Below are 24,935 nucleotides of genomic sequence, written 5' to 3'. Positions count from 1 at the left end.
TTGCTATAGACCACATTTAAGTTTAAATATGAACACCCCGAATCAGACGTATGAGCAAACTAAAACCGAGCTAATTGCTTAACTCGGTTTGAAGTGGAATACTGTCAATCTATTTCAGGACAAGACATTTTCATAAAATATTGACCAAAATTCCTCATAAAAAAAAGACAAATGTACTTAATTTCAAGCTTGCCTCATGATTAAAATTTGCACACCGATAGAATCAGAAGATCAACGGTATTTTCAAAGTAAAAAAATCAAAAAAAATAAGTGGAAGATTTTAAATGAAATTTCGATATTTAATGGGTGTGATGTTATGTGCTGCGCAGAGCTTCAGCTATGCAGCCGAAATCACGGGGACATGGAAAGCCATTGATGACAAAACGGGCTATGCACGTGCTGATGTTGAAATCAGTAAACTCAATAATGGTACTTATCAGGGTAAAGTTGTTCGTATCCATGCCATTCCAAATCGTCCTGCACATACCCACTGTTCTAAATGTAAAGGCGCACTGAAAGACGTGCCTATTCTGGGTCTATCTGTCTTATCAGGTCTAAAACCAAATCCAGAAAAGAAAAATGAATTCGTTAATGGTTCAATTCTCGATCCACTAACCGGTAATGTCTATAAAAGCAAGGCAACTCTGAATTCCCGAGGTAATGTACTGACGCTTCGTGGCTATGTAGGTACACCCATGCTCGGACGAACAGTATCCTGGGTGAAAGTCGAATAAATCTCATTTTTTATAAATTCTCATCTGCAAGCTGTCTGGCCAGATCAAAGGCTTGGACAGCTTAAAATCATTATCTTTATCCCATTCCTTATCACGTAAATACTTACTCATTCTCATCATGCTGAATGAACGTAATTTTTAACTCATATTCATTTTTCTTAATTTAATGTGATTATTGACTGGTATTTAGTGTATTTTTCACGCTATATTAATCCCATAATTTTTTTATGCCTTTAAGAAGTTAAATATATTTTCAATAGCATGGGGTAATGTGGCAATGAGATTCAAACTGCTTTGTTCTATCATTCTTACAGCAGCAAGTACCATCAGTCTATCCGCGTTCGCCAACAGTGACCCATTACTTGGCCACTGGAAAACCATTGATGACCGTACTGGTTATTCCCTGGCAGATGTGGTGATTAGTAAAGATGCTCAGGATCGCTATATTGCCAAAATTGTGCATGTTCGTGAGATTCCTGGGGCAGCTCGACAGCAAACTTGCACTCTATGTAAAGGCGCATTAAAGGATCAGCCGCTCATTGGACTAACAATGCTTAAGGGACTGAGCAGTCATCCCGACCATAGCAATGAATTTATTAACGGCACTCTGCTCGACCCGGTTTCTGGACAGCTTTATCAGGCCCGTGCCCGCCTGAAAAATAATGGCAGGCATCTTGCCATTCATAGTCGTGCTGAAGGTGCACCGGTCGGACGCAATATGACCTGGATTAAAAACTAGTTTCGAATTCAGAGTATTAATAAAAGCTCCTTAGGAGCTTTTTTATTTTAGGTCATGTGATAATTCACATGAATTCATTAATTTTATGCCAATCTCATCACATTTTGTGCTATTGATTTCGTTACATTTTATGAATAAATTAGAGTAATAAATCTAATACGAATAATCATTGATCAACAGGCATGTTATGAAGAAAATTTTAAGTCGCTTAATGATGGGGATCACATTGGCAACAGCAGCAGGTTTAAGCTTTGCTTCTGAAGATCCACTACTGGGGAAATGGAAGACTATCGATGATCAATCCGGTTATTCTCGTGCTGATGTCGAAATCCGTAAAAAACCAGATGGCAGCTATGAGGGAATTATCGTAGAAACCCGTAGCCTGCCAGGTGCAGAAAAACTGGGAATCTGTAGCAAATGTCCAGGACAGCTTAAGAATAAACCATTTATTGGCTTGCCATTTATCTGGGATTTTAAGGCAGACCCCAAAAAACCTCACGAATTCCATGATGGCAAGATACTTGATCCAATCAGCGGTAAAGTTTACAAAGGTAAAGCACGTTTAAGCGCCAATGGCAAACGCCTGACCCTGCGTGGTTACGTAGGCGTTTCGGTTATCGGACGCAGTGTTACCTGGATAAAATACTAATTTTTGTCAGTTTTCCATGCCCCTGTTTCAGGGGCTTTTTTAATGGTTATGATTTGAAACAATTAAGTACAAATAAAAACTGTTTCCCTTAGCGCAAACTCATAATAATGAATTGAAGACGGTTATTTTTTATTCACACAATGATCTATCTTCAGCTGCAATTCAATCTGCTAAGGACTCTGAAACGGAGTATTCATGCGACATGTATTCCTCAATTCATAGGCATGGGTAAATGTGTGTTGCAAACAGCGGATGGTTTGCAAATGACAGATAAAACTATAAAAACAGATGCCCGCCTAGATCTTTGTTTCCCTGCTCAGACTGAGCTGTTCAGGTTCAAGCAGGATTTCCATAGGATAGGAGTTCCTCTTCTAGGCAGGATGCTGGTTCAACTAGCATCCCATACCGTTAGGGCACAGCGCAGCGGCCATAAAATATTATGGCATTCCCCTACTTCAGGACGACCTTCCTTTCTGAATGTCTCAAGCCTGGCTGTTTAAGGAGTAGAGCTATGACTACAATTCAATATAGAGAAAACTTTTCCAACGGTTATATCCCCTCTGAAATCATGGATGATCGTACCTTTGATTTGTTCCACTTTTCTGAAGCATGTGGCCAAAGTCCGGAATGGGTGATGCAACTCATTGAACATGGAATTTTGCCGAACCGTTCTAAAACGCATCCTGGTACCTTCCTCGGGGAAGATATTACTCGAGCACAACGGGCTTACCGTTTGCAGCGTGATTTTGATGCTTCCTTTAGTGCCGTTGCCATGATGCTGGATCTCATTGATGAAGTGCAGGAATTACGTCGTGAGGTGAAACATCTGCATTTCAAGTAATGCGTTTTAATGTCCGGTCTGCTTGAGTTAGATCAATGCGGACTAGGGCATATTTTGCTTTTTTCTTTTATTTTTTGAGTGATAAATATCCCTATGAAAACCAAAGACTGCAATAAAAAGATCAAATATATGTTCCCAGAATACCGTGATTTAATTGTGCAATTACGTGAGGAAAATCCGTACTTTGCCCGACTGTTTGAGGAACATAGTGAATTGGACAAACAGATTAGCCAGCTTGAACTCGATCCAGTCAATCATATCAATGATGATATCGATGCGATTAAACGCAAAAAACTAAAACTGAAAGACGAGATTTATCGCATGCTGAAAAACTCTGAAGCCGATCCGCTTACCTGAATAGGAACAGCTTTCTCAACCAAGAATGTTTCAATATAAGGTTTAATCATCCGTTTTATCTACAATGTGATTATTAAATGATTTCGGTTCTTAAATAAAGAATCTGTCCAAATAAAAAAGCCCGCATGATGCAGGCTTTTTCAGACTTAAAAGTAATCGAATTATGCTTGTTCGATGTCTTTCATGGTCAATTTAATACGACCACGGTTGTCAACGTCAGCAACCTGTACTTTCACTTCCTGACCTTCTTTCAATACGTCAGCCACGTTGGCAATACGTTCGTTAGAGATTTGAGAAATATGAAGCAGACCGTCAGTACCTGGCAGGATGTTCACGAATGCACCGAATTCAACGATACGAATCACTTTACCTGTGTAGATTGTGCCTGGCTCAACTTCAGCAGTCAGTGCCTGGATTTTTGCAATCGCAGCCTGTGCAGCAGCTTTAGTTTCACCAAATACGCGTACTGTACCGTTATCTTCGATGTCAATCGCAGCTTTAGTTTCTTCAGTGATTTGACGAATCGTTGCACCACCCTTACCAATCACGTCACGGATCTTGTCAGGGTTGATGTTGATCACTTGGAAAGTCGGCGCGTGCATAGAAATTTCTGGACGAGCACGTGAAATTACTTGATTCATCGCGTTCAGGATGTGCATACGACCTGCATAAGCCTGGTTCAATGCAACTTCCATGATCTCTTCAGTAATACCTTCGATCTTGATGTCCATTTGCAGCGCAGTAATACCGTTAGCAGAACCCGCTACTTTAAAGTCCATATCACCAAGATGGTCTTCATCACCCAGGATGTCAGAAAGTACTGCGAAACGTTCGCCCTCTTTCACTAGACCCATTGCAATACCCGCAACTGGTGCTTTAAGTGGAACACCGGCATCCATCAATGATAGAGAAGCACCACATACAGACGCCATTGAAGATGAACCATTAGATTCAGTGATGTCAGATACGATACGGATCACGTACGGGAAGCGGTCAGCTGCTGGAAGCACGGCTTGAACACCACGACGAGCCAGACGGCCATGACCGATTTCACGACGTTTAGGACCAGACTCACGACCTGTTTCACCTACAGAATATGCAGGGAAGTTGTAGTGAAGCATGAAGTTGTCAGTTTTAGTACCAGCCAAGGTATCTACCATCAACGCATCACGAGTATTACCCAGAGTAGTAGTGACCAATGCCTGAGTTTCACCACGTGTGAATAATGCAGAACCGTGAGCACGGTCTAATACGCCAACCTGTACATCAAGGGCACGAACAGTTTTAGTATCACGACCGTCAATACGCGGTTTACCAGACAAGATGTTGTCACGTACGGTACGGTATTTAAGATCTTCAAATAATTCGTTTACGTCATCAGCAAGACCAGTTTCGTCACCTTCTGGAACGAACTGAGCGAGCGCTTCTGCTTGAAGTGCATCAAGTGCTGCATAACGGTCTTGTTTCACCGCAATGGTATATGCTTCAGAGATTTTCGCTTCGAATGCTTCTTTCAGTTTTGCACGAAGGTCTTCGTTTTTCTCAGGAGCAACCCAAGTTGATTCTTTCGCACCAGCTGCGGTCGCGAATTCTTTGATTGCTTGGATCGCGATTTGCATTTCATCATGACCGAACAATACTGCACCCAGCATTTGGTCTTCTGAAAGTTCTTTCGCTTCTGATTCAACCATCAGTACTGCAGATTCCGTACCTGCAACGACAAGATCAAGATCACTTTCTTTCAATTGTTCAAAGCTTGGGTTTAGAACGTATTCACCGTTGATCAGACCCACACGTGCCGCACCGATTGGACCACGGAATGGTGTACCTGCAATCGCAAGTGCTGCAGAAGTACCCAGCATTGCTGCAATGTCAGCTTCCATAGTCTTGTCAGAAGATACAACAGTCGCAGTCACCTGGATTTCGTTATAGTAACCTTCTGGGAACAATGGACGAATTGGACGGTCGATCAGACGTGAAATCAGCGTTTCAGCTTCAGATGCACGGCCTTCACGTTTACCGTAACCACCAGGAATACGGCCAGCTGCGTATTGTTTTTCTTGATAGTTAACAGTCAGTGGGAAAAAGTCTTGACCTGCTTTAGCAGTTGGTTGAGCAACAACAGCAACTAATACAGTTACGCCGCCCATAGTAATCAATACGGTATTGGCCTGACGCGCAACACGACCTGTTTCTAGGACAACCTGATGTTGGCCAAATTGGAATTCTTTACGAACAATATTAAACATCGACATGTTTTATTTTTTCCTGATTTTATTCTAGTGGAGACCCCTAAGGTTTGGCATTCACATCCAAATGGACGGGTAAATGACAAAGCTTAGAAGCCGACCTCACCAGAAATAAACACTATTTTTAAACACAAAGAAGGAGCGAACATTCGCCCCTTCCCCTGATCTAGCCAAAGGCTAAACCGACTTTAGTTTTCAGCAATAAAGCATAAGGCATGCGATAAACCCGAAAATAAAGTTTAAATCGAATTAACGACGTAAACCTAAAGCACCGATCAATGCAACATAACGACCGTGGTCTTTACCATTTAGGTAGTCAAGAAGCTTACGACGTTGGTTAACCATACGGATCAGACCGCGACGGCTATGATGGTCGTGTTTGTGCTCTTTGAAGTGACCTTGTAAGTCATTGATTTGAGCAGTTAAAAGAGCTACTTGAACTTCTGGTGAACCAGTGTCGTTTTCAGCGCGAGCGAATTTAGCAATGATCTCTGCGCGATCTGCGTTTGTTAAAGCCATTCGATTTCTCCGAGATGCTTATATATCTTGATAAAAATCAAAGTAATGAGAATTCAATACATTGACTGCCGTGCATCACTACAGCAAGTTGCATATTTTAAGGGAAATTGCGTCAGATTGCAAAAATAGATCATGAATTTTGATAGTTTTAGCTGCCAGATGTCTTTGCTTATTTACTGATATGAAGAAATCCCATATGGTTCAATTTACACATAATTTCAGGAATTGGACTTGATCTGGCTTACGAATAGCTGTTTAGATAACTGCAGAAATTAACTGATCTTTTTATATTTAAAATATTTCTGGTCGCGCTTAGAAATAAATGATAAAAAAAAGCCCGAGTAAACTCGGGCTTTTTCGCGCTGTAGTTTCTTCTATTATCATTTTTTATTTATTGTTTTTTTTAGTGCGTTTTACGCTTTATTATTTTCAAATCTTCCTGACTAAAAATAACTTCCTTGTGTGGTAGATTTTGCCATATTGTCGAAATGCTCATAGAGGCATTTATCCTCACTCGCTGTAAGCCATTGCGTACAAAATTGTCATCGAAATTTGCAAAATATTACACTTATATATCTTTTAATTACACTATTTACTTAAATTTACTTATTCTGCCAACTTAATTGAACTATAAGATTACGGCAAAATTCCATTAACGGCAGATATAAAAAAGCCTTGTAGTCTCTCCCAAAACTACAAGGCTTAGCGGCTGTAAGTTTCCTCTTTCACTTACTTCACTGTAAGTTCGCTGTCTGGTGACATTCTTGTTCTTATTATGCGATTTATACCCAACTTTCCGTGTTGAGTTCTTTTGTGTGACCAATCTTCTCAAAAACCGAGTAAAAGCTCCATGCGCCAATTTCCTGAATCCATGTAAGCATTTACCTACAACAGTTATTTATTTTTTGCCAATAGATTGTTGCATTGTTCAAGTATTTTTTCGCTTAAGCCACTCTTTCGTGTGGTTCTGACGCATAGCGCTTGTGTAAACGCGTCGCGATCTACCAGTAAGCTCACAACTTTTTTGGCCCGGGTAATCGCTGTATAAATCAGTTCCTTACTCAGCAAATTTTTGGCCTGTTGATCGAGTACTACAGCAGTATGAGTAAATTCTGAACCTTGCGATTTATGAATCGTCAAAGCAAATGCCGTTTCGATACTTTTCGGTAAGCGGGTCGCCAGCACCCATTTTTCTAAGCTCGGGAAATACACTTCAAATTGTGACTGTCCTTCTTGTTCTCTCCAGAAACAGATGCCAATATCACCATTGGACAGACCCAGCTGATAATCGTTATAAGTCATCATCACTGGTCGACCGGTATACCAGTCGCCCTGTTTTAACTTGCCTACACTGGCCAGAAAACGCTGTTCAATCTGCTGATTGATTTTATTCAAGCCCAGATCACCATGCCGGATTGCGGTGAGAATCCGGTAATCATCAAAGTACTGAATTGCCTGCTGCACATATTGATCAAAATCAGCCTGATCCTGAGCCAGCTTGATCGCGTCTGCATAAGCCTGATAGCCATACATCAGTTGATCATAATATGGGTCTAACTGTAGACCTGTAGTTGGGTTTATTTCTGGCAGATATTGCAGTTGCAACTGGTCAATCTCTACCTGATCCAGTGCAATTGCTTGCAGCTCACTCGCAGCAACCACTTGTTGTTCAAACTGGTTTAAAACCGATGCTAGAACATGTTCCTGCTGGATAAAGTGCGCCATCGCACCAATCCGGGCGCCTGAAGCAAAACGGCGTGTCGTGATTAAATTGACCCGATTATCTGCCAGAACAGAAGTCTGCTGTAAATCTGCCAGTACAGTGCCGACATCCACCGAGGCCAGCTGGTCTGCATCGCCTAATAGAATTAAGCGGGCTGAATCTGGCACTGCAGCAAGGAGCATCTGCGACAGGCTTAAGTCCAACATGGATGCTTCATCAACCACGATCACATCATAGGGTAAAGGCTGCTTGGCATGAAACCGTGGGCGTCCCAACCGCCCCAAGCCCAGTAAGCGGTGCAAAGTAACGGGTTGAACCTGCTTTAAAGCCTCCAGTTCAAAAGCTTGTAACTTTTCACTATGTAAAGCTTTCTGCAAGGCTTCTTGCATTCGCTGCGCAGCTTTACCCGTCGGAGCGGCCATCGCAATCCGGATATTAGGCAAGGCTTCATGTAGTACAGCAATCATATGTGCCAAGGTGTAGGTTTTACCAGTTCCTGGCCCACCGGTAATAATATTCAGTCCCTGCTTGGCGACCATTTCCAGCGCTTGCTTTTGCTGTGGATCTGTCAGGAGGTTACGATCACGCTCACTTAAATTTACTGGCGTGATGGCTTGTGACTTGATCCGGGCGATCTGTGTGGCGACCGCTTGTTCCAGCTGCCAGTAGCGGTATAAATACAATTGCTGGTTTTCAAAAATAAAAGGTGCAATGCCTTGAGCCTGCTGGCTACGATCCAATACCAAATGATGCAATAGAGCTTTTTGCTCAGCACTGGCCGGAATACAACTATTGCCCTCCTGCATCGCTTCAAGGAGCTGCTGAATCAGCAATTTTGCGGCAGCATCAAAGGTCGCCGAACTAAATGGTGGCTGACATAAATAGTCAATCCAGGCCATTAAATGGGCTGATTGCTGAGACACGTGAATTTGCTCATTTTCCACACAGTTATCCTCAAAGTTATCCACAGGATAATCTTCTGTTTAAACTCTTAAAATTTTATAAATCATCAAAATTATGCTGATTTTTTCTGCTCAAAATAGCCCAGAATTTCATCCAGTTTCAGAATAAATTCCAGACCAGGCTGCCAGTGATAAGCGCCTTGTTCAGCCTGACCATTCATACCGCGCAAATACAGATAAGTCGCCCCACCCAGATGCTGCTGCATGTCATATCCCTGCATGTTCACGCTTAGATAACGATGCAATGCCACCAGATATAAGGCCGCTTGCAGCCAGTAACTGGAGTGGGTCATATTCTGCTGGATGGCCTCGGCCGTGTAATGCTGCTGATCCGGCCCGAGAAAATTGCTTTTATAATCGGCAATATGATAACGCTGGCCATCAAAATAAACCAAATCGATAGAACCGGTCAGATAGCGTGCTGATTTTGCCTCATTAAAATCAGGCATGAGAATATCATGCTCGGCAAACAGTTGCTGGATCTGACGAATCTGTAAGGGCGCATCGGTTAAAGACAGGTAAAACGGGAATTCAGACAAATAAGTACCTTGCTGCAACTGCTCCAGGCTGAACTCTGCCTGTAGGGGTGCAGCCAGAATTTCTTTGAGCCAGTCATGAACCCGATTGAGCAGAAGATCTTCAATCATCTCATCAATGAAATGATCGAATGCCTGCTGAAAAACGGCTTCTACATCCAGTTGTGCTGCTGCTGCCTCAGCAGGCGTCATCTGCGCCATTTCCTGTTCGAAAAACAGGATAAAAGGTTCATCATCCAGTTCTGTAAAATAGCGCTGAAACTGCCCTAAGAAGTTCAACCATTCAGAGTGATCGAATGTTTGAGCGGAACGGAAAAACTGCTGCCATTCCTGACGATAAGCTTCACTCTGATCATGCAGGCGAATTCCGGTCAGGATTTTATAATTCAGGCTGGAGAGTACTTTTTGCATACTCTGCTGCAATTTTTCCGGCTGCATTTGACCTTGTCGGGCCACCTGACTGAACAGGGTCTGTAAATTCACACAGGCCGTCTGATAGCCCGGGGTAAATGCCTGCTGTAACAATGGACGAATATGAAAGGCCTGATGAAATTTCTCTTTTAGTTCCTGCCAGATTTGTGGCGCCGTATTTTTAAAACGACGACGGATTTCCAGATTCCAGTAACTGCGATCCTGAAAATCGATATGCTCAAAAATACTGTGCAGGAAGGTTCCGGCTACCGTGCCTTTTGGAAAATTCAGCCTGATCCAGTCCAGTGGCTGACTGGCTATCTGCTGTTCCAGTTCCAGTAGATTCATTTCATCTGCGGCACTGTCCGGACGTTCAGAAGCGATGACCAGATCATCCTGCAATATTGCCTGATGCGGGAGATGCTGTGACAGTGCAGTAAAACTGGTTTTGGTCCGCGGATAGAACTGTCGCTCTGGTAAAGGATGAGCCTGCATCTGTAACGGTGCTTCTGTCTGTTGTGCCACAATTCTAGGCGGCTCAGAAGCCAGAGGTGGTTCAAGCAGACTTAGGGCATGCTGAAAGGCCGCCTCACCTTGTCCACGCCAGAACGCCAGACCTGAATCCGCTTGTCCGCTCTGATCTTGCAGCATGGCATAAACCCGGTGACTGGCCCGGGTCAGTGCCACATACCAAAGCCGGTGATTTTCTGCGGCATTCCGGGCCGCATTTTGCAAAATCGCCTGCTCATGCAAGTCCTTATGATTAACTGCAATTACCCGGGATTGTTCCAGTACATTTTCCGCAGCTGACAGGGAAAAGTTCAGATTCCCCTTATTTACATCAAAAGGCGCATCGGCACCCAACAGGAACACGACTTTGAATTCCAGTCCCTTGGAAGCATGGATGGTCAGCAGTTGCACCCCATGATCGCCGGAGAGTTTGCGCTCTTTTTCATTGTCCTTGCCGGAAGGTGATTGCAACTGACGCAGATACCAGTGATACAGCTTTTGAGCACCCTGATAATATTCACTTTGCTGGCACAGAATCTCGGTCAGGTGACGTAAATTCACCACCACCCGTTCATTGTCCAGACTCTGGCTTGCAACCAGATTGGTCCAGACCTGAAACAGGTTTAAGGCATAATTCCAGGCCGTCAGAAACCCTTTTTCAAACCACATTTCCCGGATGGCATCAAAGTCTGCAATATAACGGCTCAGACCTTCGCTCTGCTCTTGCAGTTCGATTAGCTTTTTCAGGTTAAAGCCCAATAAACGGGTCAATAAGGCACGTTTGACTTTGGCTTCATTAAAAGGCTCCATGATCGCGGTCAGAACAGCTGCAACATCCTGAGCCACCGGACTGGCAAAGACGCTCTGCTTGGATTCCTTATAACAGGGAATCCCCATGCGTTGCAGACGCTGCTTGACCTGTTCCAGCGCATAATGGCCAAAACTGAGAACTGCAATATCATCCGCTTTTAAGTGCTGAACGTTGTCACCCTGCTGGAAATACAGTTGCTGCTGTTCAGACTGATTCAATAACTGGCGGATTTTCCAGACCACCTGATCGGCTTCAACGTCCTGTTCACCGAGCTGAATCCAGCGCAGTGGATGCGGATTGCTCAGCGTTTTATCGATTAAATCCGGATGTGGCCGGCTCCCCGCCTGAATCAGGGTGTAATGCACCTGTTCACCAAAATCCATCTGGCGTTGAAACAACGCGTCCACCACCTCGACTAAAGGCTTTACCGAGCGATGGTTCTGGATCAGAGTATATTCACGGCCCTGCTTTTGCAGCACATCGGCACGCGCCTTGTTATAGGTCAGCATGTCGCCGCCACGGAAACCGTAAATCGCCTGTTTCGGATCGCCCACCATGATCATACAGCCGGCTTTGACCCGGTTCGGATCACGCCAGATTTTAGCCAGCAGATCATCCTGATCCTGGTTGGTATCCTGAAATTCATCCACCAGAATGAGTGGATAGCGTGCCTGTACAAACTGGGCAAAGCGTTGACCTTGCTGTCCCTGTAAAGCTTCAGCCAAGGTTCGAATCTGTTGGGAAAATGTGGTTTCACCCTGTTTTTGCAAGGTTTGCGGCAGACGGTTCTGCACACTACGAATAATATGATATTCCAGATAGGTGGTCAGCTGCTTCAACTGTGCATCCATCTTCTCTTTGACTTCACACAATCCATCAATGGCCTGAATCAGGCTATGTTGCAGAATCTGCTGCTGCTCTGCTTCCGGACAGCTTTTGTTAAATACTTGCTTCATTGAGACCGGTTGAAAATCGGTTTTCTTGCGGCGCAAATAACACAGATTCAATAAGATCGCATGCAGTTCTGGATCAAAAAAGCTCATCACACCTTTGGTTTTCAGTGCCGCCATCCAGGTCATAAAGTTTTCACAGACATCACTTAATCTGGTCAAAAAACTCTTATGAAAATACTTCGGAGAATTCTGGCAATACTCCCGAATGATCTCAATTTCATGTTCATGTACATCGAACAGGCGCTGAATGCAGTGCTCTAGTTCAGCCAGATCCAATTCGACGTTTTCTACCTTCTGAAAGTATTGCACACGGAAATTTAGAGCATCACGAACTAGTCCAGTATAGTGTTCTACTGGTTTCAACAGGTTTTGCAGATATAGATGATTGACCATATACTGCGGCTGCTGCTGGATCCATTCTCGTAGCACATCATGAATCAGCTGCTGGATATACAGGTCCTGATCTTCAGTCAGTTCGGCCCGTTCAATCTTGCCGCTTTCAAAGGCAAATTCACGCAATAATTTCTGGCTAAAGCTGTCCAGTGTTCCGACAAACAGCTCATCCAGCTGGTTCAGAACCAGACGTAGACGGCGCCGGGCATAGTCCATGCGTGAGCCATAATCTTTCAACACCTGCTGGAACAGCGGATCCGATTCAGCCTGGATTTTGGCGGTGATTTCGACCGAATTCAGCTCCTGATGACGCTGAATGAAGGCTAGCGTTTCCTCGACTCTGAGACGTACCCGGTTTTTCAGTTCAGCTGTGGCTTTACGGGTAAAGGTTGTGGCAATCACCTGATGCGGATAATACTGATCCAGAAAAATCCGTACCATCAAACTGGATAAGGTATAGGTTTTACCGGTCCCCGCGGAAGCTTCAATCCAGTGCAGGCCGCTAAAGCGCATGTCCTGAATCGGATTGGTTGAAATCTTTTTGTTCTGGTTGGGTAACATGGTCATTATTCTTTTATCCATTCCAGATGTTCATGAATCGGTGCATATAACGCATGGGCAAAATCATGGCAACAGCGTTGCAAGGCCAGATCCGGGTCCTGATCCTGCAAAATAAACTGCCAGTCCTGATGCAACTGGCTGGATTCATCGCTGGCCAAAGGCTTGGCACTTTCATAGCTGTTGTTCCAGGCCTTTAGCAGTTCCTGCATCTCGGCAATGGTGATCTGTCCCTGTTCATTTTCGGTCCATTCCCAGGCCTTTTTCATCAGCAATTCGGCAGGCAATACCAGCGGCTGGGTCTGTCCGATTTCCCAGGCTTTCAACCAAGCCTGTAAATGATGACGTGCCTGACTAGAACGCAGCCCGGAGAACTTCAGGGTTTTATTACTGAAAATGACAATCCGTTCCAGCTGCGGAGACAGTTCATCATTGTTCAGATAGGCCAGCCAGAGCAGATATTCCAGCCAGACCTGTGCCCGACGTTTTTCCGAAGCGGAGGAAGACTGCATACTCAGCCAGTAACTGCTGTGCGGCACTTGCGGCAAGGTAATATGAATCAGCAATTCAGGGTTATATTGCCAAGTTTGCTGCGTTACAGGTGTCAGCTCTTTATTCAGCTGCAATAAACGTTCTTTTAGCGATTGCTGTTCCTGCTGACTGCTGAGCCAGGTCGCTTCCTGAGTTTTTCCGACCGGCAAGCGGTCCAGCATCAGCTGTGGCTCAATCTCTTGATCCTGTTGTAATAGGAAATCACGGACCTGATACTGTTCCAGTTTATTCAGCAATAAGGGTTCTCGTGAACTTGGCAGATCGGCATATCTCACACTGGAAACACCGATACTTTTCAGGAATAGACGTGCCGGGAAAATCATGTCACGAATCCACTCATCCCCTTTCAGCACCCGGATTTCTTTCTGCATCAAGGCCGGATAATGGGCATTGATCCAGCTGCTGCGCTTGCCCTCTGCACTGCGAATATATTCTGCTACAGCAAACCACTGGGTCTGATAACGTGGGGTATGAGATTCAACGTAACCAATTGGATCGAACGGCTGTAATGGATGTACATGATAGAGTTGACGGATATGCTTGGCAATACTCAAACCATTGATTTCAACCGTTTCATCGACTTCAGCATCGGGCTGGTCTGACTGGCAGATCAGGGCAATATGCTGGATCAGTTCCTGCAATGAAGTGGATGGATCACGCGCTTCACCATCATCAACATCAAAGCCATTATAGAACAGCCATAAATTGTCCTGCGCCAATAGCAATGCATCCAGAAAAGCACCTTGGTCATCATCCAGACGGGAACGATCCCCTAGTTGCGGCTTCAGACTGTTCATCAGGTCAAATGGCACCTGCTGATTCCGGCTCGGAAATTTACCGGTATCTAGATTCAGCATCACCACCAGTTTATATGGCAACGGACGGATCTGGCCGATTTGACTAAAGGTAATCTGTCCGGTCGGCTCGGCCTGATCCAGCTGCATCTCCAGTGTATTCTGAATTTCTTCCAGCACATAAGGCAAAGGAAGGCTTAAGGCGACCAGCTCCTGGCTGGCCTGCGGATCATCCTGATCATGGTAATCGGCCAACGTCAGCATCCGCATCTGCTTGTCAATGATTTCTGCGACCGTCTTTAAGGACTCAACCCCGGCTTCACGGAACTCATTCAAGTCTTCACGCAGATATTCCAGCCAAGTTTTTACCGGGGTACGTTGGCCCTGTTCATGCAAAATCAACCAGTCACGGCGCTGTACCAGATCCTGATAAATCTGGATCAGAGTCGAAATGAGAGGAAAATCACTACTCAAGACCCGAGCATAGCTTAAGGTATCCTGAAACAGGGCATGTTCCGGAACTGCAAGCCCGAGTGCCAGCCGATCCAGCGCAAACTTAAAACTGAAGCGGTAGTCTTCATCAACGGCAGTCAGGCTTTGCTGTAAATGCTGCTGATCCAGACCGCGTTTAAAGCCCGCTTCGCCCAGTAGCTGCAACATGCGCTCAACTTGCGCGTAGTCCAGCGCATATAGTTGCTGGGTCGCATTCAGACTGAGCCAGTCGGCAAAATCTTCGATACTGAAACGTCGATGCACCAGCTGAATCCGGCCCAGTACCGCGCGCCAGGCATTACTGACATCGAGTCGTGACACCCCGGCAATCTGAATCGGTAAATACAGATTATCTTTTTGCAGACGCTGGCTATGGCCTTCCCGTTCTCGTGGCGGCGGTGCAAAGACACTCCGAATTGCCGGTTCCAGCTCTTTCAGGTTCGGGGCCAGCACCAGAATATCGCTCGGCTGACGTGGGGCATCTTCCGTGCCTTGAGCCAGCCAGTGAATCATCTGTTCTTTTAAGACTTCCAGCTGGCGCAGTGAGGAATGACAGACATGAATCTGTACCGAATCATCGTCGGGTTTGAGCGGATACTGGTGTTTTTCCGGTTCCAGCAGGTACAAAATATCCGACTGGATTTTGGCCAGTAACTTATCCTGATATTCATCCACGAAAGCATCGGCCCAGAGACCTTCTTCACCTGAAGACAGTTTGGACAATAACGAGAAATGATCACGTGCCTGCTTGCCAAAGCGGGTCAGCAAGGGATGACGCGATTCTCGGTCTTCGGCATTAAAGTTCAACTGAAAGGCTGCAAAGAAATGCTGGATTTCGGTATCAGTCGGCAAACGTCCCTGAGATTTTTCAAATTTCTTGATGAAACGTTCCTGCACGCCAAGGTCATAACGTGCTTTCCAGTCTGGATCGACACTATCGGCCCAGTATTCCTGTGACGGGTTAAAGTGGAAAATATAAATATCGATGTATTGACCGAGACGGCGCAAGAAATCCAGCTGACTCGGTGGCAATTCTAGCAAGGTAAAGACCACGACCTGTTCTGGCAAACGTTTTAAAGCCTGTACCTGAGTATCTTCATTTTCCAGACGTTCCCAGTACATCTGTTCGATGTCCAGAATCTTGGCATAATCATCCTGAAAGACATGCTGCCACAACCAGCGCTGCCAGGCTTCCAGTTCGCGTGCCTGAATCTTGACGAAGTCTGCCACCGGAATTTCATGGCCATTTTCATCTTTAGGAATATAGATCATATTCTCAACATCGAGCGCAATATCCTGCCCCCAGGACGCCAGCCAGTTAGTGGGACAACGACATTCCTGTGGTGGGCAATTCCGCTCGCAATAACCACGGTAATCCATATAATGGCTAAACAGGCGCGAGACCTGTTCGGATACCCAGTACAGCATGCTTTGTTTTTTCAGCTGCTTCTCTATGCCCTGTTCCAGACGATCTGCGCTGTCATAAATCCGTTTGATAATCGAATACAGTGGATGATCGATCTCTAATGGAATCTGCTCAGGCAAAATGCATTTACGTAATGCCTGAAATACCCGCCATTTAATAATAATTCGGGGAATATTGGCTTCACGAACCTGTTCAACTTCTTTTGGATTATTTAGCACCCACTGATAAGAGGTCCATTGAAAGGCACGGATCCGATGATGAAACTGGGTATTGGCACTGATGCCCTTTTTCTCGGCAATTTTTTGGGTCAGCCAGGCCTCGACTGCAGGAGACGGTACAATAAAATGCCGTGGCTGTAACACGGCCAAGGGATTTTTTGCGCTCTGGTTGACGATACGCAGCATACTATCCAAAAGCACATCAATGCGTTGACTCTGAATAACATGAATTGCCATCGTTTCCCCTGAAAAATGAGATGGAGCAGTACTACAAAATGATAAAGATTATTTACTATACTTACCGAACTGTCTATGTCACTTTTTAAAACTCATACTTCAGTCAAAAAAGTTCTTTGAAAAAAGCATCTTATTGATGTTTGAACAGAAAAAAACAACATCTAGCTTTAGGTAATGCCCATGAAATTAGACAAAATTCCAGATCGTATCGATCCAAGTTTAGATTTAGACAGAATTCGCAACGAGTGCTTAGAGCTAACCAAAAAACGTGCCTATTATTCTGCCGGAGCAGCTGTGATTCCGGTGCCATTTCTGGACGTGGTCATTGATGTCGGCATTCTGTCGCAACTGATTCCGGAGATCAATGCCCGCTTTGGTCTAGCCCCTGAACAGATCAGTGTGTTTGATCCTGCAACCAAACAGGTGCACTGGAATGAACTGCGTAAACGCGGAATCGAGTTTTCCGGTCTGGTGGTAGCACGTACAGCAGTCAAAAAATCTTTGAACAATGTTGCAGCGAAAGTGATCACAAAGCAAGTCACAAAATTCATTCCACTCGGTGGTCAACTGGTAGCCGCGAGCCTCGGTTATTTTGTCATGAAGAAAATTGCTGAAGCGCATGTGGAAGATTGCTATCGCACAGCAAAAAATATTCAGCAAAAACAGATTGCTCAAGGCAAATAAATTTCCCGCCCCATTTTTTATCCCCAAACTTTTCAAAACTCAGGCAGATTAATCTGCCTGAAGCTGCTTTAAAATTGTTTTTAAAATTTCGACCCGAGCGGTGTTTTTATCATCAGTGGCAATAATGTGCCACGGTGCCTGTTCTGTCGACGTACGTTCAAACATGTCGGCTGCTGCTTCTAAATAATCATCCCAACGTTCCCGATTACGCCAGTCTTCATCAGTGATTTTAAAGCGCTTATGTGGGGTATCTTCACGCGCCTTGAAACGGGCCGCCTGCTCTTCCTGGGAAATCGCCAGCCAGAATTTAATAATTACGGTTTGATGGTTAATCAGGCTCTGTTCAAATCGGTTAATTTCATCATAGGCCCGCTGCCATTCTGCCGGGCTGGCAAAGCCTTCTACCCGTTCTACCAGCACCCGACCATACCAGGAGCGGTCAAAAATACAGATATCATCATCAGTTTGCAGCTTGTTCCAGAAACGCCATAAATAAGGACGATTCAGTTCATATTTTTCCGGCGCCCCGATGGTCTGGATTTCATATTCACGTGGATCCAGCTTTTTCACAATCCGCTTGATCGCTCCACCCTTGCCCGCTGCATCCATCCCTTCAAACAGCAAAATCACATTACGTGGGTCTGAGCGCAGCGCCTTGGCCACCTGAGGAGACAGTTTTTTCAGTTCCGCCTTATAGTCCTCTGTCTTGGCAAGTTCTTGCGAAGGATGCTGCAATAATTCTGGAATTTTGGCCTGTTTCCATCGTCCTTTGGCCCGAACCGGATGATTGGGACAATGTTTTAGCGCCTGCAAAATATACTGTGCAAACTGCTGGTCACGCTGTTTTTCATCTTCCCCGTCAATGATCAGCCAGTCTTCGTCTTTAGTAAACCGCTCTCGCAAACGTTGCACGGTGTCGTACTTTTTTTTGTCGCGCCAGTCCAGCCCATGCAGTTTGTGCCATTGCATTTCACTCGGATCCATCTGATCCAGGCGTTTTTGTAGCGTTTTCCAAGGTAAGTCGAACCAGACCTTGACCACATCAACATAGTTATTTTTTAGATCCTGCTCAAAGACACGCATATCTTCCAGATAGGCATCAAACTGGGCATCATCAATGGCACCAGTCTGCATGGTGGTTCTGAGCAGATCGCTGTACCAGTTACCAAACAAGACCATGATCTGGCCTTGGGCAGGAATAAACCGTGTATAGGGTTGCCAGAAGGTCTGTTTTTCTCCTAATACTTGCGGCTGATCGGCCTTCACCTGCAAATAACGAGGATCTACCCATTCACGTAACTGTTTGACTGCTTCGCCCTTACCTGCCAGCTCGATTCCATTGACCAGAACAATCAGGCTTTTGCCATTTTTCTGTCCCTGGGTTTTTCTCAGATCATACTGGGCATTGATCAGCGCAAGGGATAACTGGTCTTCATCCATTAACTGGAAACTTTGTTCTTCTGTACGCATGGAGATCCCTCATCTTTTATTCTTGTGGGCAGTATAGCGAGGAGTCTGAACGCAAAAATAGCGTTAGCAACGTTTTTCACACGATTAGATTGTCTGTTTAAACAGCAAATTGACATTCAAATAAGGAATCATTGATCAATTTGTCATAGCGAGATTGCGCCACACCCTCTAAGATTCTGAGATCGAAAAATCATATTTGAAAATACATGTCCAAACTTGCCCGATTAGATGAACTCTTAGAACAGTATTATCAGCTGAAATATCATACTCAGCCTGAAATTTTAAGCCGTTTACAGGATGTGCAGGCATGGCAAAAGGCACGGATGCAGCGTAGCCATCATCAGCATTTTTCTGAAAAAAATAACCAGCTGATGGCCGAATATTTCCTGAATCGGCTCTATGGCGGCCCAGACTTTGACGCACTGGCCGAACAGATTGCCCGACTGATGAAATATGCGCACAAGGCAGAAAAAATGATTCCGGAAAATGCCCTGAAAACCGGAACCTCAGGTGTCGAACTGGCGATTCTGGCGGTACAGCTGGATGAACAGGTCGCAATCCAGCTTTTAGAGGATTATCCTGCCAACGCACCATTGACCGATGAAATGATGCGTGTGACCTATCTGAAACTGGATCAGGGTGAGGCGCGCTTGAAACAGCTGGCATTGCTGGATCAGCTGGGTGTCAGCCTGGATAAATATATGCGTTCCTTTGTGGTTTATACCGCCTTCAAGATGTGTAAAGGCGCAGCCAATAAATATCATTTTCAGGTGATGTATGAGTTTATGCAGGACGGTTTCCAGGCCATGAAACCGTTAAAATCGGCAGAAAAATTCGTACATGACTTTACTGCGATTGAACGCGGCATTATTGATAAGGTGCATTCAGGCGATCCAGTGCCATTCCAATAGTAGATTCCTTTCCCATCCATGATGAGGAAGGCTTGCGGTCCTGCCTGATCCTGATATTTTCAGGTCTTTAGGGCAGGCCATCGCCAGTGATAAATCATATGAATTATTCGATCACTGGCAGTGAAGATTTCCGCCCATATTCCTATTTTTCTGTATATTATTCATAACAATTGCATCATGATTGCTGAATAACATCCAAGAATCTGTCATTATGCAGGCAATGCAAGATTAACCCGATTGATATGTTAGGAGTGACTCCAATGTCGAATGAAAATCAAACGCCTACCCCTACACCCGAGTCGGCACAACAGACAGACAAAGTGAGCCCATTCTTAACCACTCCGCTTCCGCAAGGCGCTCCACAAGGTCAGCAACAATCTCTAGAACAACGCCTGACCGATACGCCTGTGACTGGAACTGTCCCTAAATATAACCTGCCACGCGGTGCCAATACCGGTAACGTCGGTCCAACCACGCACTTCGGCTACAAGACTGTGAGTAGTGACGAAAAAGCCCAGAAAGTGGCTGAAGTATTCCATTCGGTGGCCAGCAAATACGACATCATGAATGACCTGATGTCATTCGGCATTCACCGTCTGTGGAAACGTTTTGCGATTAATATGTCAGGCGTGCGCCGTGGCCAGCATGTGCTGGATATTGCAGGCGGTACAGGCGACCTGGCCAAAGTATTTAGCCGTGAAGTGGGCCCTACCGGTCATGTAGTACTGTCTGATATTAACGAATCCATGCTGAATGTTGGCCGTGACCGTCTGATTGATGCCGGCTGTACCAATGTTGATTTCGTTCTGGCGAATGCAGAAACTCTAGAGCCATTTGCCGACAACAGCTTTGATCTGGTAACGATTTCTTTTGGTCTGCGTAACGTCACCGATAAAGATGCTGCACTGGCAGCCATGTATCGCGTGCTTAAGCCAGGCGGTCGTTTACTGATTCTGGAATTCTCTAAACCAGTCTTTGAGCCATTCTCAAAACTGTATGACCTGTATTCATTCACTGCTTTACCAATCATGGGCAAAATCGTGGCAAATGATTCAGAAAGCTATAAATACCTGGCTGAATCAATCCGTATGCATCCAGACCAGCGTACTTTAAAAGGCATGATGGAAAATGCTGGCTTCCAGAACTGTGATTATCACAATCTGACCGGCGGTATCGTTGCCGTTCACCGTGGCTTCAAGCTTTAAGGGTCGTACCCGATATGTGGTCACTTCTCGCTCTCGGTGCTGTTGAACGCCTGATTCATCATATGATTGATCTGGATGCGATTACCCGCATTCAGCTCAATGCTTTAGCCGGCAAAATGCTGCGGGTGGTCATTGCCTCACCGCAACTGTCCGTCGATGTCTTCTTTGATGAGGGCAAGGTTCGTCTGGAACCAACGCCAACCGGTCATACTGAAGAATCTTCGATTTTTGAACAGCGCCCTTATGAAGCCAATAGTACTCAAATTCCTGAAGCAACGGCGACGCTACAGGTGAATAATGTCGTAGAGCTGCTTAAACTGCTGCTTGCTGATGAAGTCGGTAATATTCCGCTGCAAGGTGACTATAAAATTCTGCAAGAAATCCAGCGTATTATGCAGCAGGCTGAACCTGATCTGGCGGCGCATTTGAGTCCTTGGATTGGCCCTGCTCTGGCACATGAAATTGGCAAGTTGCAGCTGGCTCCGAAGCATTTAAAACGCACTTTGCAAAGCCAATTATTTTTCGCTAAAGATGCCCTGAAAGAAGATAGTGGCCTTTTTGCCCCGCGCTGGCAAATGGATGACCTGAATCAGGATACCCGTATCCTGAACCAGAATTTGGATCGCGTCGAAGCCAAAATCCGTCAGCTTCAGGCACAGATTGAATCTGACGATTCTACTGATCAGCCATTTACTCCTGCTACACCTCATATTCCTTCTCAATACTAGGTACACCGCTTTATGATTCCGCATGTTTCACGTTTACTCGAACTTTGGCGCATCGCCGCGCACTATAGACTCGACACGTTGTTTCCTGCGGAAGAACTTCCTGAAAAAGCCCGGCACATTTTATCTTTAATTCGTATGCATCCGGCAGCCTGGTCTAGCCGTGAGCGTAAAAACCCGCTCAAGCTGAAACTGGCACTGGAAGAAATGGGGCCGCTGGCGATCAAGCTGGGTCAGTTACTTTCGACCCGTCGTGACCTGATTCCGCCTGAAGTGCTGCAACAACTGGTTCTATTACAGGATCAGGTTAAGCCCTTTGATAATGATGTCGCCAAGATGCGTATTCAGGAATCCTTAAAAGCCGATGTAAATACCCTGTTCGCCCGATTTGATGTTCAGCCGCTGGCAGCCGCCTCGATTGCACAGGTGCATACTGCAGCCCTGCACGATGGCCGTGAAGTGGTGGTCAAAGTGACCCGTCCGAATATTCGACAGCAGATCTTGCAGGATTTTGAAATTCTAAGCTGGCTGGGTGATTTTCTGGAAAAACGTCTGGAAGCAGCACGTGCCCTACACTTGTCTGAAATTATTCAGGACTATCGCCAGATCATTCTGAATGAGCTGGACCTGACTCTGGAAGCGGACAATACCCGCCGTATGCGTCATTACTTCACTGGCTCCAGCATGATGTATGTTCCTGAAGTCTATATGGACAGTAAGGACGTGCTGGTAGCAGAACGGATTACCGGTGTTCCGATTTCGGATATTGCCACCTTTGATGAACTGGGTATGGACCGTGCAGATCTGGCACGTAAAGGTTTAACTATCTTCTTTACTCAGGTCTTCCGCGACAACTTCTTCCATGCGGACATGCATCCAGGCAATGTCTTTGTAGAAACTATCAATCCGGCCAATCCGCGCTTTATTGCGCTGGACTGCGCGATTATGGGAGAGCTGTCCAAGCATGACCAGATGACGGTAGCACGTATGCTGCTGGCGGTCATGAACAGTGACTTCATGCAGCTGATTCAGATTGTGCATCAGGCGGGCTGGATTCCACCAGGTACTGATCAGGACGCACTAGCACGCGAAATGCGTCGTACCGTGGGTCCAATGGTCTCCAAGCCAATGCATGAACTGGACTTTGCCGGGATTCTGATTCAGGTCATGGACATCGCCCGTCGTTTCCATCTGGAAATCCCGCCACAGCTAATGTTGCTATTGAAAACACTCGTGCATGTGGAAGGTCTGGGAACAGACTTATATCCTGAGCTGGATATCTGGAGTCTGGCTAAACCGATCCTCACCGATTGGGTCAAAGCCCAGATGAATCCGCAAAAGAATATCAAGGAACTCGGACAAAAAATCCCGGATCTGCTTTTGGGCGCGCAGGATTTACCGACCCTGATGATCGACAGCCTGAACGGTCTAAAAAACCAGTCCGCCTGGCATGCCAAGCAGCTCAATGAATTGCAAAGCATGCGCCTGCAAATGGAACATCAGCAAAAGCGTAGCTGGATTTTTGGCAGCATCATGGCTATCCTGCTTTCAATTGCGATCATTTCACCATGGTTTGTGTCAGTGATTTTGATCGTACTGGCAAGCGTACTCGCAGTCTGGCGGATTGCAAAATAACTGAAATAACCTTCTTAAAAGACCTGACATTGTTCAGGTTTTTTTATTTTTCTCCTTCCCTATGACTGCAAAGTCACCTTAGGGTATATCTTGCCATTGGGCTTTGTGACCAGATGCTTAAAATATGTCCTCATTGGTCAAATATGGGTTGAACCTTTATGCAGATTTTACAAAAACATGCGCCTGCTCTGAAAATCCGCGCTGGGCATCAGGCTCGTGAGCTGATTCTGAAAGAAGGTTTACAACCCGAACAGGTCGATATTGTGCCGGGTGCTGCAGGTGGACCCAAAGGTATTGGTATTCAGGGACTGGATCAGGCCATTTTTGGCGAGTTTTTCCCACGAGCTCCTCAGCGTAGAACGCTAGTCGGCTCATCCATTGGTAGCTGGCGTTTTGCCAGTGTCGCGGCATGGGGAGCCAAAGCAGGCACTGAACGTCTTGCCGACTTGTATACCCATCTGTACTTTCACAAGAAAATGACCCGTAAGGAGGTCAGTGACGTTTGTCGTGGCATGCTGCTGGATCTGGTACAAGGCAAAGAAACTGATCTGGTGAATCATCCAGATTATCATCTGACGGTATTGTCGATTAAAGCCCAGCATATTTTTCAAAGTGACAAGGCGCTCCCCCTACTCGCCTCTGTGGCCGGCATTGTCGGAACTACCGCTGTGGCGCGCAAACATAGTCGCCATTTTATGCAACGTGTGATCAGCCAGCCGAATACCGGTGAACAGTTTAAAATTGCCGATGATGGATTTACTACACATTATCACGCCTTGACTGAGCAAAGTGTTTTGTCCTGGCTGATGGCTTCTGCCTCTATTCCGGGCGTGATGGCAGCAGTCAATAATATTCCGGATGCACCGCAAGGTTATTATCGCGATGGCGGTCTGATTGACTATCATATTGACCTGCCTTTCCAGAGCAAAGGCATCGTGCTGTATCCGCATTTTACTGACAGCATTACTCCCGGCTGGTTCGATAAACTGTTTAAACGCACGGCAAGCCCGGAAAATCAGGCACGAACTTTGCTAATTTCACCCTCTCAGGAATATTTGCAAAGTTTGCCTTTGGGTCGTTTACCGGATCGTAAAGACTTCACTTTAAAAGGTTTGGATCAAGCTCAGCGGATTCAGCTCTGGAAGCAATGTATTGCTGAAAGTCAGCGCCTGGGAGATGAATTTCTGGAACTGGTCGAGAAGCAGAATTTTGCCGATGTGATGCAAAGCCTGTAATGGGCACAGCCTGTACGAATTGTTTGTATAATTGCCTTAATTTTTTGAACTGTTGAGATTTATGCAGAAATTTTTAGTGATCCTGCAATATGCATGTATAGCCTTTGGACTTTATCTAATTTATAGCGTTAGCATGTCGCTGTATACCCAGCAATTTGAGCTGATGGAACTGGTGGCAGATATTGGCACCATTCTGATCTGTCTGGATTTGGGTGTGTTTTTATATACCAGTAAAGGCAAACAAGGCATCACCATGGAAGAGTATGCTAAACAGCTAGAACAACCACCGTCTAAACTGGTTTATGTGACACGTAAACTGGGACATCTGGGTATTTTATTGATTATTACCAGCTGGATTGTTCCAATCGTGAACTCATAAAGATTCAATAAAAAAACCTCCCAAAAG

At 45.4% G+C, this 24,935-nt stretch carries 18 protein-coding genes; 12 read left to right on the top strand and 6 right to left on the bottom strand.

Annotated elements, in window-relative coordinates; all coding sequences use genetic code 11:
- The first annotated feature begins 284 nt into the window (after positions 1–284).
- The 5 genes from FTU72_RS11830 (at position 285) to FTU72_RS11810 (ending at position 3,320) form a co-directional block, all read left to right on the top strand.
- A complete protein-coding gene (locus FTU72_RS11830; RefSeq protein ID WP_180052873.1) occupies positions 285–734 on the top strand; it encodes a DUF2147 domain-containing protein in 450 nt (149 codons plus the stop codon).
- Between the two features lie 277 nt (positions 735–1,011).
- Positions 1,012–1,473 (top strand): DUF2147 domain-containing protein, encoded by a 462-nt coding sequence (locus FTU72_RS11825; protein ID WP_166134811.1) that lies wholly within the window; start codon positions 1,012–1,014, stop codon positions 1,471–1,473.
- 187 nt (positions 1,474–1,660) lie between these two features.
- Positions 1,661–2,122 (top strand): DUF2147 domain-containing protein, encoded by a 462-nt coding sequence (locus tag FTU72_RS11820; RefSeq protein WP_179991984.1) that lies wholly within the window; start codon positions 1,661–1,663, stop codon positions 2,120–2,122.
- A gap of 511 nt (positions 2,123–2,633) precedes the next feature.
- Complete coding sequence (locus tag FTU72_RS11815; RefSeq protein WP_004781729.1) at positions 2,634–2,963, top strand: chaperone modulator CbpM; 330 nt, start codon at positions 2,634–2,636, stop codon at positions 2,961–2,963.
- A gap of 93 nt (positions 2,964–3,056) precedes the next feature.
- Positions 3,057–3,320 (top strand): YdcH family protein, encoded by a 264-nt coding sequence (locus tag FTU72_RS11810; RefSeq protein ID WP_004781728.1) that lies wholly within the window; start codon positions 3,057–3,059, stop codon positions 3,318–3,320.
- Between the two features lie 161 nt (positions 3,321–3,481).
- Here FTU72_RS11810 and pnp read toward each other — a convergent pair whose 3' ends face one another.
- The 5 genes from pnp to FTU72_RS11785 all read right to left on the bottom strand — a co-directional run bounded on the left by pnp (position 3,482) and on the right by FTU72_RS11785 (position 16,664).
- Positions 3,482–5,569 carry a polyribonucleotide nucleotidyltransferase gene (pnp, locus tag FTU72_RS11805; protein WP_171505581.1) on the bottom strand — a complete coding sequence of 696 codons (2,088 nt, stop codon included), beginning with the start codon at positions 5,567–5,569 and terminating at the stop codon, positions 3,482–3,484.
- 249 nt (positions 5,570–5,818) lie between these two features.
- Complete coding sequence (gene rpsO, locus FTU72_RS11800; protein ID WP_004637724.1) at positions 5,819–6,088, bottom strand: 30S ribosomal protein S15; 270 nt, start codon at positions 6,086–6,088, stop codon at positions 5,819–5,821.
- Positions 6,089–6,982: 894 nt separating this feature from the next.
- Complete coding sequence (recD, locus tag FTU72_RS11795; protein ID WP_373685627.1) at positions 6,983–8,755, bottom strand: exodeoxyribonuclease V subunit alpha; 1,773 nt, start codon at positions 8,753–8,755, stop codon at positions 6,983–6,985.
- A 71-nt stretch (positions 8,756–8,826) separates the two neighbouring features.
- Positions 8,827–12,954 (bottom strand): UvrD-helicase domain-containing protein, encoded by a 4,128-nt coding sequence (locus FTU72_RS11790; protein WP_180052874.1) that lies wholly within the window; start codon positions 12,952–12,954, stop codon positions 8,827–8,829.
- Positions 12,954–16,664, bottom strand: a complete 3,711-nt coding sequence (locus FTU72_RS11785) for an exodeoxyribonuclease V subunit gamma (protein ID WP_180052875.1) — start codon at positions 16,662–16,664, stop codon at positions 12,954–12,956. Before FTU72_RS11785 ends, FTU72_RS11790 begins: the two co-directional genes overlap by 1 nt.
- Before the next feature lie 180 nt (positions 16,665–16,844).
- Here FTU72_RS11785 and FTU72_RS11780 point away from each other — a divergent pair, with 180 nt between their 5' ends.
- Positions 16,845–17,348: a hypothetical protein gene (locus tag FTU72_RS11780; protein WP_159123426.1), complete on the top strand. Its 504-nt coding sequence runs from the start codon at positions 16,845–16,847 to the stop codon at positions 17,346–17,348.
- Between the two features lie 48 nt (positions 17,349–17,396).
- On the opposite strand, the gene FTU72_RS11775 is transcribed toward FTU72_RS11780, so the two are convergent.
- A complete protein-coding gene (locus FTU72_RS11775) occupies positions 17,397–18,818 on the bottom strand; it encodes a phosphate--AMP phosphotransferase (protein ID WP_180052876.1) in 1,422 nt (473 codons plus the stop codon).
- A 206-nt stretch (positions 18,819–19,024) separates the two neighbouring features.
- Here FTU72_RS11775 and FTU72_RS11770 point away from each other — a divergent pair, with 206 nt between their 5' ends.
- The 6 genes from FTU72_RS11770 to FTU72_RS11745 all read left to right on the top strand — a co-directional run bounded on the left by FTU72_RS11770 (position 19,025) and on the right by FTU72_RS11745 (position 24,908).
- Positions 19,025–19,729, top strand: coding sequence for a hypothetical protein (locus FTU72_RS11770; protein WP_180052877.1), 705 nt, complete (start codon positions 19,025–19,027; stop codon positions 19,727–19,729).
- Between the two features lie 260 nt (positions 19,730–19,989).
- Entirely contained in the window at positions 19,990–20,934 is a 945-nt protein-coding gene (gene ubiE, locus FTU72_RS11765) for a bifunctional demethylmenaquinone methyltransferase/2-methoxy-6-polyprenyl-1,4-benzoquinol methylase UbiE (protein ID WP_005232491.1), read from the top strand.
- A 14-nt stretch (positions 20,935–20,948) separates the two neighbouring features.
- Positions 20,949–21,662 carry an SCP2 domain-containing protein gene (locus FTU72_RS11760; protein WP_179991980.1) on the top strand — a complete coding sequence of 238 codons (714 nt, stop codon included), beginning with the start codon at positions 20,949–20,951 and terminating at the stop codon, positions 21,660–21,662.
- A gap of 12 nt (positions 21,663–21,674) precedes the next feature.
- A complete protein-coding gene (locus FTU72_RS11755) occupies positions 21,675–23,294 on the top strand; it encodes an AarF/ABC1/UbiB kinase family protein (protein WP_159123429.1) in 1,620 nt (539 codons plus the stop codon).
- A 158-nt stretch (positions 23,295–23,452) separates the two neighbouring features.
- The gene (locus tag FTU72_RS11750) at positions 23,453–24,529 is read left to right on the top strand and encodes a patatin-like phospholipase family protein (protein ID WP_180002535.1); all 1,077 of its coding nucleotides are present in this window, start codon (positions 23,453–23,455) and stop codon (positions 24,527–24,529) included.
- Between the two features lie 61 nt (positions 24,530–24,590).
- Positions 24,591–24,908, top strand: coding sequence for a hypothetical protein (locus tag FTU72_RS11745; RefSeq protein WP_159123431.1), 318 nt, complete (start codon positions 24,591–24,593; stop codon positions 24,906–24,908).
- The last annotated feature ends 27 nt before the right edge of the window (positions 24,909–24,935 follow it).

It is taken from the genome of Acinetobacter sp. YH12137, assembly GCF_013418535.1.
Taxonomy (GTDB): Bacteria; Pseudomonadota; Gammaproteobacteria; order Pseudomonadales; family Moraxellaceae; genus Acinetobacter.
This window is presented reverse-complemented; position numbering and strand designations above follow the sequence as displayed.

What these genes read in the sequence shown, in the direction of transcription:
- rpsO (WP_004637724.1), bottom strand. Translation starts at nt 6,088, where the DNA reads ATGGCTTTAACAAACGCAGATCGCGCAGAGATCATTGCTAAATTCGCT.
- ubiE (WP_005232491.1), top strand. Translation starts at nt 19,990, where the DNA reads ATGTCGAATGAAAATCAAACGCCTACCCCTACACCCGAGTCGGCACAA.
- FTU72_RS11780 (WP_159123426.1), top strand. Translation starts at nt 16,845, where the DNA reads ATGAAATTAGACAAAATTCCAGATCGTATCGATCCAAGTTTAGATTTA.
- FTU72_RS11755 (WP_159123429.1), top strand. Translation starts at nt 21,675, where the DNA reads ATGATTCCGCATGTTTCACGTTTACTCGAACTTTGGCGCATCGCCGCG.
- FTU72_RS11750 (WP_180002535.1), top strand. Translation starts at nt 23,453, where the DNA reads ATGCAGATTTTACAAAAACATGCGCCTGCTCTGAAAATCCGCGCTGGG.
- pnp (WP_171505581.1), bottom strand. Translation starts at nt 5,569, where the DNA reads ATGTTTAATATTGTTCGTAAAGAATTCCAATTTGGCCAACATCAGGTT.
- FTU72_RS11745 (WP_159123431.1), top strand. Translation starts at nt 24,591, where the DNA reads ATGCAGAAATTTTTAGTGATCCTGCAATATGCATGTATAGCCTTTGGA.
- FTU72_RS11760 (WP_179991980.1), top strand. Translation starts at nt 20,949, where the DNA reads ATGTGGTCACTTCTCGCTCTCGGTGCTGTTGAACGCCTGATTCATCAT.
- FTU72_RS11815 (WP_004781729.1), top strand. Translation starts at nt 2,634, where the DNA reads ATGACTACAATTCAATATAGAGAAAACTTTTCCAACGGTTATATCCCC.
- FTU72_RS11810 (WP_004781728.1), top strand. Translation starts at nt 3,057, where the DNA reads ATGAAAACCAAAGACTGCAATAAAAAGATCAAATATATGTTCCCAGAA.
- FTU72_RS11820 (WP_179991984.1), top strand. Translation starts at nt 1,661, where the DNA reads ATGAAGAAAATTTTAAGTCGCTTAATGATGGGGATCACATTGGCAACA.
- FTU72_RS11790 (WP_180052874.1), bottom strand. Translation starts at nt 12,954, where the DNA reads ATGACCATGTTACCCAACCAGAACAAAAAGATTTCAACCAATCCGATT.
- FTU72_RS11770 (WP_180052877.1), top strand. Translation starts at nt 19,025, where the DNA reads ATGTCCAAACTTGCCCGATTAGATGAACTCTTAGAACAGTATTATCAG.
- FTU72_RS11825 (WP_166134811.1), top strand. Translation starts at nt 1,012, where the DNA reads ATGAGATTCAAACTGCTTTGTTCTATCATTCTTACAGCAGCAAGTACC.
- FTU72_RS11830 (WP_180052873.1), top strand. Translation starts at nt 285, where the DNA reads ATGAAATTTCGATATTTAATGGGTGTGATGTTATGTGCTGCGCAGAGC.
- FTU72_RS11785 (WP_180052875.1), bottom strand. Translation starts at nt 16,664, where the DNA reads ATGGCAATTCATGTTATTCAGAGTCAACGCATTGATGTGCTTTTGGAT.
- FTU72_RS11775 (WP_180052876.1), bottom strand. Translation starts at nt 18,818, where the DNA reads ATGCGTACAGAAGAACAAAGTTTCCAGTTAATGGATGAAGACCAGTTA.